This window comes from Myxococcus dinghuensis, from assembly GCF_024198235.1.
In the GTDB taxonomy this organism is placed as follows: Bacteria; Myxococcota; Myxococcia; order Myxococcales; family Myxococcaceae; genus Myxococcus; species Myxococcus dinghuensis.
Genome location: NZ_JAKCFB010000012.1, coordinates 130,748 through 142,515 on the forward strand (window position 1 = coordinate 130,748; position 11,768 = coordinate 142,515).

The following is an 11,768-nucleotide window of genomic DNA, read 5'->3' on the forward strand; positions in this document are numbered from 1 at the left end:
CCGCCCGGACGGGGAAGCAAGCCCCTGTCCAGGTTATGGATCCGGTTTCTGGAATCCGGATCTGTTGATGCCCAAACGTTTCAGGCGTTCATACAAGGAGGAGCGGGGGATGCCCAGGCGGAGCGCGGCGCGCTCGACGTGGCCGTTCTCCTTGCGGAGCACGCGCTCGATGTGGCGGCGCTCCAGCTCCTCCAGGGTGAGGTGCTCGTCCTCCTGGTGGGTGTCGTCGGTGGCGGGCTCGAAGCGCAGGTCGCCGCGGGAGAGGGGGCCGCCGCCGGAGAGCAGGACGGCGCGCTCGAGGACGTTGCGCAGCTCGCGGATGTTGCCCGGCCACGGGTAGCGCACGAGGGCGGACTCCGCGTCCGGCTGGAGCCCCACGCCGCCGCGTCCCCGGGGCCGTCCCATCTCCTCCAGGAAGTGGTGGGCGAGCAGGGGGATGTCCTCGGGGCGCTCGCGCAGCGCGGGGACGTGGAGGATGAGGGTGCTGACGCGGAAGTAGAGGTCGCCGCGGAAGCGCTTCTCGCGGGTGGCGGTGCCCAGGTCCTGGTGGGTGGCGGCGATGAGGCGCACGTCCACGCGGCGGTCCTTCACGTCGCCCAGCCGGCGGAAGCGCTTCTCCTCCAGCACCTTGAGGAGCTTGGGCTGGACGGCCAGGTCCATGTCGCCCATCTCGTCGAGGAAGAGGGTGCCCCGGTCCGCGACCTCCAGGAGGCCCTGCTTGGCGTTGACCGCGCCGGTGAAGGCGCCCTTCTCGTGACCGAACAGCTCCGAGTCCAGCAGGTCCTTCGACAGCGCCGCGCAGTTGAGGTCCACGAAGGGGGCGTCCGCGCGCGGGCCGCCCTCGTGCAACCAGCGGGCGAGCACGCTCTTGCCGCTGCCCGTCTCGCCGGTGATGAGCACCGGGCTGTCGCTGTGCTGGATGCGCTCGGCCTCCGCGCGCAGGCCGCGGATGGCGGCGCTCGCGCCGATGAAGGGGTCCACCGACGTCCGCGCGGTGCGGGACTGGTCCGCGCGCAGGCGCTGCCGCTCGCGCCGCTGCGCCACCAGCCGCTCCAGCACCACGGTGAGCACCGCCATCTCCACCGGCTTGGTGAGGAACTGCTCGGCGCCTTCCTTCACCGCCTGCACCGCCAGCTCGATGGAGCCATGACCGGTGAGCACGACGAGCGGCACCGCCGCGTCGATCTCCTTGAGCCGTGGCAACAGCTCCAGCGCGGTGCCGTCCGTCAGCCGGTAGTCCACCACCGCGACGTCCGGTCGCTGCGCGCGGAACTGCTCCTGGGCCTCCGCCAGGCTCGTGGCCTCGTCCACGTCGAAGCCCCGCGCCGTGAGATAGCCCCGCATTCCCAGTCGTACGCCGGGTTCGTCGTCCACCAGGAGGATGCGGGTTCGGGTCATGAGGCCAGTGATTTTAGAGGGAGTGCGGCGGGTTGCGAGGAAACCGCTGGTAGCAGCAGCGTGACCTCCGCGCCACCCTCCGGGTGGTTGCGCAGGCGGATGACTCCCTGGTGCTCCTCCATGATGCGCTGGACGATGGACAGGCCCAGGCCCGTGCCGCCTCGCCGCTTGCTGAAGAACGGCTCGAAGACGTGGGGAACGTCCTCATCCCGGAATCCCGGACCGGCGTCCTTCACGACGCAGCGGACCCAGGCGCGGCCGTCCTCCTCGAAGGTCTCCGTGGCCACGCGCACGGTGGTGCCGGCGGGCGAGTACTGCACGGCGTTCTCCAGCACGTTGCGGAAGACGTGGAACAGGCGGCGCGCGTCCATGCGCACGCCCGGCAGCAGCGCCTCGAGCGCGCTCGCGACGTGGACGCCGCCCTTCTCTGCGGCGAGGACGCAGGCGGCCACGGCCTCCTCCACCACGGGACGGATGGGGCTCTCCACCCACTCGCCCCGGGTGGGGCGGCCGTACTCGAACAGCTCCTGGGTGAGGTGGTTGAGGCGCTTGACCTCGCCACGCAGCACCTCCAGGTAGGGCGCCAGTTCGGTGCGGTTGCCCACGGTGGCCTCGACGGCGTCCACCACGGCGGAGATGGAGAACAGGGGGTTGCGCACCTCGTGGGCCACGCCGGCGACGATGGCGCCCATCGCGGCCATCGTCTCGCTGCGGCGCAGGCTGGTCTGCAGCTCCAGCAGGCGCGTCACCTCGTTGGCGACCAGGATGATGCGCGAGTCCTCGTCGCCGACCTCGTCCACCCACGCGGCGGACAGCTCCCACGTCCTGCGGAAGTGCGGGTCGGTCACCTCGCGGGTGAGGCTGCCGCGCGTGCGGCGCAGCTCGTCCACCAGCGGCAGCGCGTTGGACCAGGGCGGGGCGCTGGCGGCGGTGTTGAGCGGCTGGCCGGAGGGGTCCAACCCGCCGAAGAGGATGCACGCGGCGGCGTTGAGGCGGTGGATGGTGCCGTCCGGGCCGAGCACCACGAGCGGCGAGGCCACGGCGTCGAACGTGCGGCGCCACTCGTGCGCGGAGCGGCGGAAGCTGTTGTGCAGGCGCTGGCGCAGCTCGTCCGCGAGGTAGCGGTCGGTGATGTCGGTGACGACGCACCCCACGTGCAGCTCGCCCTGGAGGTCGCGCGCGGAGGCGGTGGCGCGGCTGCGCACCCAGCGCACGCGGCCGTCGGCGCAGATGAGCCGGTGCTCCAGCTCCACCTCGGAGCCCGGCGCGAGCGATTCGATGTTCTCGCGATAGCGCGCGCGGTCCTCCGGATGGACCATGTCCGACCAGAGCGGCGGCGGGCCTCCGTGGGGCCCCGGCTCGGAGAACGCGGACGCGGGATAGCCGGTGGTGCGCTCGATGACGGGCGTGCAGTAGAAGTCGCGCAGCCGGCCGTCGCGCAGCTTGCCACCCCAGAGGTAGTCGGGCAGCGAGCGCGTGAGCACGTCGAGCCGCCCCTCGTGCTCCTGGAGGCTCTGCTCCGCGCGCATGCGCTCGGTGAGTTCGGACAGGGCGGCGATGACGCCCAGCACCTCGCCTCCGGCGCCCTTCACGCGCGTGTAGCTGCCGAACCAGAAGCGCGACTCGCCAGGCGCCGCCGGGGTCTCCACCTCCAGGTACGTGTCCTGGACGGGCGCGTCCGTCTCGAGGGCGCGCTGGAGCCGCGGCGCGAGCTTGCGGCCCAGCTCCGGCATGACCTCCGTGACGTGGCGGCCCAGGTGCCCTCCCGCGGGGAGGCCGTTCATCGCGGCGAGCGCGGCGTTGACGTGGATGTAGCGCAGGTTGCGGTCGAAGAAGGCGAAGCCCACGGGCGTGACGTCCATGATGGCGTCGCGCAGCGCGCTGGAGTCGCCGGCGCTGCGCAGCGCCGCGTCGCGCTCGCGGCGGGTGCGCTCCCGCGCGTGGGCGAGCAGCAGCGCGGGGGTCCCCGCGCAGACCAGCACCAGCGTGGCGGTGGTGAGGACTCGCGAGAGGGGGCCGGACCAGGCCCACTCGATGAGCGCGGCGGTGGCCGCGGCGAGGAGGACGGCCAGCAACATGTGACGGCGGGAGGGGAACGCGTGCATGGGGTGTGCGCACGCGAGACTATCCGGATTCCTCGGACGTGCCGTGTATCCCGGCGATGGAGGCGCTGCCTTCGTCGCGTGGTGGGCGAGGGGGCGGGCCGCCAGGACCCGGCTCGGGTCGGTCCCGACACGCGTGCCTCAGACGTGCCCCGCGGAGGGCTCCGCCGCTCGTGACGCGCTCGCGAGCAGCGCCCGCACCTCGTCGTCCGTCGTCTGCGCGAAGTCCCGATACCAGAGGCCCACGGCGAAGAAGGGGTCGGGCATGCGCGCGCACACCACCTCGTCGGCCTCCTCCTCCAGGAGGTCGCAGGCCTCCGGGGCGGCGACCGGGACGGCGACGACGACGCGTGCGGGCTCGAGCTGCCGCACCGCCGCCACCGCGGCGCGCATCGTGGCGCCCGTGGCCAGGCCATCGTCGACGAGGATGACGCGGCGATGCCGCACGTCCAGCGCGGGGCGCCCCTGCCGGTAGCTCCGCTCGCGCCTGCGCAGCTCCGCGCCCTCCCTCGCCGCGGCGGCGTCGATCTGCTCCGGCGGGATGTCGAGCTGCCGCACCACCTCGTCGTTGACGACGTGGACGCCGCCGGTGGCGATGGCCCCCATGGCCAGCTCCTCGTGGCCCGGCGTCCCCAGCTTGCGCACGAGGAACACGTCGAGCGGGGCGCCCAGGGCGCGCGCCACCTCGTACCCCACGGGAACGCCGCCGCGAGGCAGGGCGAACACGCGCGTGTCCGGGTGATGCGCGTACCGCCCCAGCAGCGCCGCGAGCTCGCGGCCCGCGCTGAAACGGTCCTGGAAGTCGGGCCCTCGCACGTCTCGCTCCCCGGCACCTCCGTTCGAGGTGTCTTCCCCGGAACAATGGCCATCGCGCCACGCGCGGTAAACGTCCCCGCTCCGGCGAGGGCGAGCGACGCGCCGCTCAGGTGCCCTCGGTCGTGGCGATGATGTTGGGCCTGCCCGGCTGGCCGGGTGGCGGCGGCTCGTGGATGCCGGGCGGCGCGATGTCGGGCGGGCGCGGCGGTTCGATCTCCGGCGGCCGCCTCGAGGGGGGCTCCTCCTCTGGGGGCCGGCGGGTCGGCGGCGCTCGCCCCGGGGGCACCGGGTCCGGCTCCTTCACGGGCGCGTCGGGTGGCGACGTGGGTGGCGGCGGCTCGGGTGTCCCCGGTGGCTTCGGCGGGGGCTCCGCCGCCACGAGGGAGGAGGCCCGTCCGGCGCGGGCCCGGAGCGAGGACCGGGTCACCCATTGGGGACCCCGGCCTCGACGTGCCCTCGGGAGGGCTGCTGGTCCCAGCGATGTGCTCATGCGTGCGCGTCTCCTGGTCTCCTCGCGGAATTCCCGCGGTGCGGACAACCTGTGCACGACGGGGCAGGCGGGCACTGCCCCGGGCGCGCGGGGAGCGGAGGACGCGAGGCCCCGGACGTCGCCGACCCACCGGCCGTCCCGACGGGGCGTGGTCGGGCCGGTCGTGCCGGATTGCTGCGTCGCGCCACGTGAACCTTCACGTTTGCCGGAAGGAGTCATCCGGAACGGAGGCACGACATGAAGGCAGCCTGGTGGAGCCTCGGCGGTGTGGGCGTGGGCGTGGGCCTGATGTACTGGGCGGACCCTCGCAGTGGCCGATGGCGCAGGTCGCACCTGCAGGGCAGGGCGGTGCACGTGACCCATGAAGCGGGGAGCGCGCTGGGCGTCATCAAGCGGGACGTGACGCAGCGCTCACGGGGGCTGTTCCTGGAGTCCGTCGCGAGGTTCCGCTCCGAGTCCGTGGACGACGTGACGGTGGCCGAGCGCGTGCGCGCGGCGCTCGGGCGCGTGTGCTCGCATCCCGGCTCCGTGCGCGTCTCCGTGCGCAACGGCGTCGCCACGCTCGAGGGCTCCATCCTGATGGACGAGCTGCGCCGCGTCGTCCCGCGCGTCAGTCATGTCCGGGGCGTGCGGGCCCTGGACAACCGTCTCATCCCCTACGCGCAGCCGGGGCGACAACCCGAGCTGCAGGGTGGCATCGAACGCAGGCCCGCGCGGCGGCTCTTCGGCGCCAGGCGCTGGTCTCCCTCGGCGCGGCTCGTCGGCCTGCTCGGAGGCCTGTCGCTGGCGTCGTGGTCGCTGCGCCGTCGCGGCCTGCTGGGCACGCTGGTGGGGGCGGGCGGGCTGGTGCTGGGCGTGCGCGCGCTGAGCAACCTGGAGCTGCGCAGGCTCACCGGCTTCGGCGTGGGGCCCCGCGCCATCACCCTCCACAAGGACATCACCGTGAACGCGCCCGTGGAGGAGGTGTTCGCGTTCTGGGACGCGATGCAGAACTTCCCGCGCTTCATGACCCACGTCGACGAGGTGAGTGTCGACCGCGAGGGGCGCTCGCGCTGGAAGGTGAAGGGGCCCGCGGGGCTGCACTTCGAATGGGAGGCGGTCGTCACCCAGCGCGTCCCCAACAAGCTGCTCGCGTGGCGCAGCGAGAAGGGGACGTCGGTGGAGAACGCCGGCGTCATCCACTTCGAGCCCACGCCCCGGGGCGGGACGCGGGTGGACATCCGCCTGGCGTACAACCCGCCGGCCGGCGCCATCGGCCACGCGTTCGCCCGGCTGCTGGGCGTGGACCCGAAGCGGCAGATGGACGACGACCTGCTGCGCTTCAAGTCGCTGCTGGAGCGCGGGAAGGCCACGGGCCGTGAGACGGTGACTCGCGAGGAGCTGTCTCCAGCGCGCTCGGGCCCTCGTCAGCGCATGCACTGAGGGGCGCCGAGGCCCTCGCACCGACGCAGGAGCTGCGCGCCATCCCGGAGGACCGGGGTGGCGCGCAAATCTTGCGCGTCCCGCTCCAGGTGTCACCCGGCACGCACCCTGGCGTGGCGCTTGCTTCACGATTCCCCTCCGATGTGGGGGGAGCGGTTAGTCTCCACCCCGGAACCATGGCGGAGACCTTGTTCGAGGAGTTGAAGCGGTACGTGGGCTTCGATGCGCGGGACGAGGCGTCGCTCGTCGCGCTTCATGCAGTCGCGAAGCCCCATTTCCCACGCATCTCACGCGTCTTCTACGACCGCATCCTGGAGCACGAGGGCGCGCGCAAGGCGCTCGAGGGCGGCGAGAGCCAGGTGGGGCACCTGCGGGGCACGCTCCAGGTCTGGATGGACCAGCTGCTGCGTGGGCCGTGGGACGAGGCGTACTACGAGCTGCGCTGCCGCATCGGCCGGATGCACGTGCGCATCTCCCTGCCGCAGCACTACATGTTCGGCGCGATGAACGTGCTGAGGCAGGAGCTCACCGACATCATCGACGCGGCGTACCAGGGGCAGTCGGAGGCGCGCCACCTCGCGAGGAGCTCGCTGGGGCGCATCCTGGACCTGGAGCTGGCCATCATGCTCCACACCTACCGCGAGGACCTGCTCGTCCAGCAGGCGCGCAGCGAGCGGCTCTCCACGTTCGGCCAACTGGTCGGCTCCATCGGCCACGAGCTGCGCAACCCGCTGGGGGTCATCGAGACGTCGCTCTACATCCTGCGCAGCCGCGCGGGCGCCACCGTGGACGAGCGCACGAACAAGCACCTGGACCGCATCGGCGAGCAGGTGGGCATCGCCAACCACATCATCTCCGACCTGCTGGACATGATCCGCGACCGCCCCCTGCAGCGGCAGCCGGTGTGGCTGGACGAGGTGTGGCAGGAGGCGCTCAAGGCGGTGACGCGTCCGGAGGGCGTGCTCGTGACGACGGAGGGGCTCGCCTCGCTGCCGACCCTCCAGGGGGACGCGGGGCAACTGCGCCAGGTGTTCGTCAACCTCCTGGAGAACGCCGTCCAGGCCGTGGAGGAGACGGGGGGCACGGTGTCGTTGGTGGGCTCCCTGGTCGAGCCCGGGCGCGTGGAGGTGGTGCTGGAGGACACCGGGCCCGGGGTGAGCGAGTCCATCCGCCGCCGCCTGTTCGAGCCGTTGATGACGACGAAGGCGCGGGGCATCGGCCTGGGGCTGCCGCTCGTGCGCCGCATCCTCGAGCGGCATGGCGGCACCATCGCGTACGCGCCGCGCGAAGGCGCGGGTGCCCGCTTCGTGCTCCACTTCCCCGTCGCTCCCGCAGAGGAGGGCCCGAATGCGTCGGTACCTTCTGCTGGATGACAACCAGGCGCTGGCGGAGAACCTCGCGGAGATCCTCCGCGACGAGGGGCACGAGGCCGTCATCGCGAGCAGCGGCGAGGCGGCGCTGGCGCTCGTTCGCTCCACGCGCTTCGACGCCCTGGTGACGGACATGCGCATGCCCGGAATGAGCGGCGCGGACGCGGTGCGCCGCATCCGCCTGCTCGACCCGGGCATCGCCGCCGTCGTCGTCACCGCCCACCCGGGAGAGAACGACCTGGAGACGGCGCGGCGCGAGGGCCTGCTCGCGGTGCTGCCCAAGCCGGTGCCCGTGCCTCAACTCATGGAGCTGCTCGCGCGGGCGCGCCGCGACGGGCTGGTGGTGCTGGTGGAGGACGACCCGGCGCTGAGCGACAACCTCTCCGAGGTGCTGCGCGCGCGGGGCTTCTCCAGCGTACGGGCGGCGTCGGTGCTCGACACGGAGAACCTGTGCTGCGCGCGGCCCTTCGCGGCGCTGGTGGACCTGCGCGTGCCGGGAGGCCCTGATGGCGAGGCGCTGCGGCGGCTGCGCGCGCGCTTCCCGCGCCTGCCCACCTTCGTCATCACCGCGTGGCCGGACCTGGCCCCGGTGGATGCCGTCATCGACGTGTTCTCCAAGCCCTTCGACACCCGTGAGCTGGTGGGCGCGCTGGAGTCCGCGCACGCCTCGAGGCCCCCGTCCTCCCAATGACCGAGACCGTCCCCAAGCCCCCGGCGCGCATCCTCCTGGTGGATGACAACGCGGCGTTCCTCGACAACCTCCACGAGCTGCTGGGCGACGCCGGCTACGCCGTGCGGGGCGCCTCGACCTGCAAGGCCGCGCGGGAGCGCGCGCGCGAGGGCTTCGACGTGGCGCTGGTGGACCTGCGCCTGCCGGACGGGGACGGGACGGCGCTGGCGGCGGAGCTGAAGGAGGGCGCGCCGGATTCGGAGGTGGTGTTGCTGACGGGCTTCGCCACGCTGGAGACCGCCATGGCCGCGGTGCGGGCCGGCGCGTGCGCGTACCTGATGAAGCCGTGCGCGCCGCGCGAACTCTTGCTGACGCTGGAGCAGGCCATGCGGCAGGTCCGGCTGCACGCGGAGAAGCGCGAGCTGGCCCGGCGCGCGCAGGTGACGGAGAAGCTGGCCGCGGTGGGGACGATGACGGCGGGCCTGTCCCACGAAATCCGCAACCCGCTCAACGCCGCGGCCCTGCAGTTGTCCGTGCTGGAGCGGCGCGTGCGCAAGCTGCCGGACGGCCAGCAGGGGGCGCTCCTGGAGCCGCTCCTGCTGGTGCGCGACGAGATTCGCCGCCTGGACCACATCCTGGAGGACTTCCTCCAGTTCGCGCGCCCGCGGGAGTTCCGCCCTGGCTCCGTGGACGTGAAGGCCCTGGTGCGCCGCGTGGTGGACCTGCTGTCCAGCCAGGCCGAGACGCGCAAGGTGACGCTGGAGCAGGTCATGCCGGAGGGCGCCATGCCCGCGCTGTCCGGCGAGGAGGAGCGGCTGCGCCAGGTGCTCATCAACCTGTGCCTCAACGCGCTGGAGTCGACCCCCGCCGGTGGGCGCGTGACGCTGTCGACGGGCGTCGACGACGCCCGCGTGTGGCTCACGGTGGACGACACCGGCTCCGGTGTCCCGGAGGCGATGAGGGATCGCATCTTCGAGCCCTTCTTCACCACCAAGGCCCAGGGTTCGGGGTTGGGGCTCCCCATCGTCCACGCCATCGTCACGCAGCACGCGGGGACGCTGGAGGTGGGGACGGCCCCGTCCGGCGGCGCGCGGTTCCTGCTGCGCCTGCCGGTGTCTCGCTAGGACGGCCTCAGAAGCCCCCGGGAGGCGCCACCAGCCCGGAGGTGGTGACGCTGGCGCACAGGACGCAGCCCTCCTGGAGGGCGCCATCCGCGCGCTCGCCCGTCTTGTCCGCCCGGGCGAGCTGCCGGGTCGGGTCGCCCATCGCGCCGCCCGGCTCGTTCGTGAACCAGATGTCGAACTCGTAGTGGACCGGCACCGGCTTGCCGTCGAGCATGGCCGGCGCGTAGCGCCACGTCGTCAGCGTGCGGATGACGGCCTCCTCCAGGCCGGAGAGGCCCTGGAGCGACTTGCAGTCGGTGACGCTGCCCTCCGCGGTGATGGTGCATCGGGTCACCACCGCGCCGTTGGGCACCGCGGAGATGCGCGAGCGCATGCCCTGGGTCAGGTCCGCGAAGTGGAACCGCCGCCCGGACACGAAGCGGGGCGGGGTGATGCCGGGCCCCAGGTCGAAGACGCCGTCCTGGTCCTGGTCGTGATTGATGCGCGCGGGGGGCTCCGTCCGCGTCGACGCCGCGGCGACGGCGAGGTGCAGCGGGAGCGACGGCAGGGGCAGGGGGCCCATGTCCTCGGCCACGGCCTCCCTTGACTCGACCGCCTGGCTGTCCGCCTCTTCGGCGGAGGGCTCCGCGTCGAGCGGGTACGGCGTGCGCGGCAGCTCCGTGCGCGCGATGCCCTCCGTGTCCGGGATGAGCAGCGGCGCCGGCTCCGGGGCGCGCGGCTTGCTCACCGGCGCCTTGGCGGCGGGGGGCGTCGTGGCGCGCGGCGGGCGGCTCGGCGGGGGCGGCGCGACGGGCGCCATCATGGGGAGCGGCGCCACCAGCGGCCGGTGGATGGGCGGCAGGCCCGCGTCGACGAGCGGACGCTCCATGCCCGTCAGCGGCTTGATGGCGCCACGGCCCGGCGCCGGGGCGGAAGGTTCGGCGCCCGCGACGAGCGGCACCTGGGAGGTGCCCAGGGCGATGGCGAGCGCCGCGCCACCCAGCCCGCTGGCCAGCCGCCACGTCCGGCTCGGCGCGCGGGACTCCGGCGTCACCAGGAGCCGGCGGATGCGCGACAGGAGCGAACCCCCGTCGGCGCCGAGCGCGAGCCCCGCCATGGAGGGCACACGCAACTGCTCGAGGTGTGTCAGCGCCTGCGCGTAGAGCAGGGCGTCGCCGCACGACTGCACGGCGAGGTCATCCGCGCAGTGCTCGCGCTCCTCGCGGATGCGGTGCGACAGCCACCAGACGGCGGGGTGGTAGAACAGGAACGTCTCCACCAGCGTCTGCAGCAGGTTGACCAGGTAGTCGTGCCGCCGGATGTGCGCGAGCTCGTGGGCGAGGACCGCCTCGAGCTGTGACGGCGACAGGCCGCTGATGGCGCCCACGGGGACGAGGATGAGCGGCCGCCACAGCCCGATGACCATGGGGATGTCCACGCGGTGGGTGGCCAGCAGCCTCACCGCGCGCGTCATGCGCAGCCGCGCCAGCGCGTGCTCCAGGGCCTGCCGCCAGTCGGCGGGCGCCTCCTGCGTGTGCAGGCGCATCAGCCGCTGGGCCGCGAACCAGGAGACCAGCGTCCGGGCGGACAGGAGCAGCACGCCGCAACACCACAGCGGCAGGAGCCAGGGCCGCAGCGTCTCCAGCCCGAAGCCCGCCTGGGGCGCGTCCGTGAGCAGCACCACCGTGCGCGCCGTCGCCGGGGGAATCCCCAGGGAGGCCACCACGGAGGCCGTCGCCACGGGGGCGCGGGAGCCCGCGGCCATCATCTCCAGCAGGGCCGAACCGAAGGAGAAGAGCGGCAGCACGCCCATGGCCAGCAGGCCCAGGCAGGCGGTGACGTACCGCGCGCTCGCGGCGCGTTGAGGCATCAAGGCGAGGAGGCCGGCGGCCACCAGGGCCACCGCGAAGCCCTGCCAGACGAAGGCGAGCAGGGCGTGTTCCAGGGCGCGGATGAGCGGCGGCGCCGTCCAGGGGTCCAGCGCGGCCATCACTTCCCCCGCCTCTCTTGCGCGTCGAGCAGCTTGCGGATCTCCGCCAGCTCCTCCGCGGAGGCCTTCTTCATGGAGAGGGCCTGGGCCACCACGCTCATCGCCGAGCCGCCGAAGGCCCGGTCCATCAAATCCCGGAGCAGGTCACGCTGGGTGCGCTGCTGGCTGAGCGACGCCTGATAGACGTGGGTGCGCTCGGTCTCGTCCCGCTGGACCAGCCCCTTCTCCGTCATGTTCTGCAGGAGCTTGAGGACCGTGGTGTAGCCGGTGTCCTGCGTGTCGCGCAGCGACTCGTGCACCTGCCGGACGGTGCTCGGGCCCAACTGCCAGAGGACCCGGAGGATGGCCAATTCGGCGCGCGTGGGCTGCGGGGGCACGGGCATCATGGCGTGCGAGTATTACGACGG

Annotated in this window: 10 protein-coding genes; 4 read left to right on the plus strand and 6 right to left on the minus strand. The window is 73.1% G+C overall.

Going from position 1 to position 11,768, the window contains the following annotated elements:
* Positions 1-33: 33 nt before the first annotated feature.
* The 4 genes from LZ198_RS18250 to LZ198_RS43230 form a co-directional block, all read right to left on the minus strand.
* A complete protein-coding gene (locus LZ198_RS18250) occupies positions 34-1,398 on the minus strand; it encodes a sigma-54-dependent transcriptional regulator (RefSeq protein WP_253973273.1) in 1,365 nt (454 codons plus the stop codon).
* A complete protein-coding gene (locus LZ198_RS18255; protein WP_253973274.1) occupies positions 1,395-3,503 on the minus strand; it encodes a PAS domain-containing sensor histidine kinase in 2,109 nt (702 codons plus the stop codon). Before LZ198_RS18255 ends, LZ198_RS18250 begins: the two co-directional genes overlap by 4 nt.
* A 138-nt stretch (positions 3,504-3,641) precedes the next feature.
* Positions 3,642-4,316: a phosphoribosyltransferase gene (locus LZ198_RS18260; protein ID WP_253973275.1), complete on the minus strand. Its 675-nt coding sequence runs from the start codon at positions 4,314-4,316 to the stop codon at positions 3,642-3,644.
* A gap of 106 nt (positions 4,317-4,422) precedes the next feature.
* On the minus strand, positions 4,423-4,743 hold the full coding sequence (locus tag LZ198_RS43230) for a hypothetical protein (RefSeq protein WP_267145476.1): 321 nt from the start codon (positions 4,741-4,743) through the stop codon (positions 4,423-4,425).
* Between the two features lie 300 nt (positions 4,744-5,043).
* Between LZ198_RS43230 and LZ198_RS18270 the strand changes: the two genes are divergently transcribed.
* The 4 genes from LZ198_RS18270 (at position 5,044) to LZ198_RS18285 (ending at position 9,392) form a co-directional block, all read left to right on the plus strand.
* The gene (locus tag LZ198_RS18270; RefSeq protein WP_253973276.1) at positions 5,044-6,228 is read left to right on the plus strand and encodes an SRPBCC family protein; all 1,185 of its coding nucleotides are present in this window, start codon (positions 5,044-5,046) and stop codon (positions 6,226-6,228) included.
* 176 nt (positions 6,229-6,404) lie between these two features.
* Positions 6,405-7,601, plus strand: coding sequence for a protoglobin domain-containing protein (locus LZ198_RS18275; RefSeq protein WP_253973277.1), 1,197 nt, complete (start codon positions 6,405-6,407; stop codon positions 7,599-7,601).
* Positions 7,576-8,289, plus strand: a complete 714-nt coding sequence (locus LZ198_RS18280; RefSeq protein WP_253973278.1) for a response regulator — start codon at positions 7,576-7,578, stop codon at positions 8,287-8,289. Before LZ198_RS18275 ends, LZ198_RS18280 begins: the two co-directional genes overlap by 26 nt.
* Positions 8,286-9,392 carry a sensor histidine kinase gene (locus tag LZ198_RS18285; protein WP_253973279.1) on the plus strand — a complete coding sequence of 369 codons (1,107 nt, stop codon included), beginning with the start codon at positions 8,286-8,288 and terminating at the stop codon, positions 9,390-9,392. Before LZ198_RS18280 ends, LZ198_RS18285 begins: the two co-directional genes overlap by 4 nt.
* 7 nt (positions 9,393-9,399) lie before the next feature.
* On the opposite strand, the gene LZ198_RS18290 is transcribed toward LZ198_RS18285, so the two are convergent.
* On the minus strand, positions 9,400-11,361 hold the full coding sequence (locus LZ198_RS18290) for a M56 family metallopeptidase (protein WP_253973280.1): 1,962 nt from the start codon (positions 11,359-11,361) through the stop codon (positions 9,400-9,402).
* Positions 11,361-11,744, minus strand: coding sequence for a BlaI/MecI/CopY family transcriptional regulator (locus LZ198_RS18295; RefSeq protein ID WP_253973339.1), 384 nt, complete (start codon positions 11,742-11,744; stop codon positions 11,361-11,363). The genes LZ198_RS18290 and LZ198_RS18295 overlap by 1 nt, the downstream gene beginning before the upstream one ends.
* Positions 11,745-11,768: the final 24 nt, after the last annotated feature.

Coding starts and splice junctions, on each gene's coding strand:
- LZ198_RS18250 (WP_253973273.1), bottom strand. CDS start 1,398: ATGACCCGAACCCGCATCCTCCTGGTGGACGACGAACCCGGCGTACGA.
- LZ198_RS18255 (WP_253973274.1), bottom strand. CDS start 3,503: ATGCACGCGTTCCCCTCCCGCCGTCACATGTTGCTGGCCGTCCTCCTC.
- LZ198_RS18270 (WP_253973276.1), top strand. CDS start 5,044: ATGAAGGCAGCCTGGTGGAGCCTCGGCGGTGTGGGCGTGGGCGTGGGC.
- LZ198_RS18275 (WP_253973277.1), top strand. CDS start 6,405: ATGGCGGAGACCTTGTTCGAGGAGTTGAAGCGGTACGTGGGCTTCGAT.
- LZ198_RS18280 (WP_253973278.1), top strand. CDS start 7,576: ATGCGTCGGTACCTTCTGCTGGATGACAACCAGGCGCTGGCGGAGAAC.
- LZ198_RS18285 (WP_253973279.1), top strand. CDS start 8,286: ATGACCGAGACCGTCCCCAAGCCCCCGGCGCGCATCCTCCTGGTGGAT.
- LZ198_RS18290 (WP_253973280.1), bottom strand. CDS start 11,361: ATGGCCGCGCTGGACCCCTGGACGGCGCCGCCGCTCATCCGCGCCCTG.
- LZ198_RS18295 (WP_253973339.1), bottom strand. CDS start 11,744: ATGCCCGTGCCCCCGCAGCCCACGCGCGCCGAATTGGCCATCCTCCGG.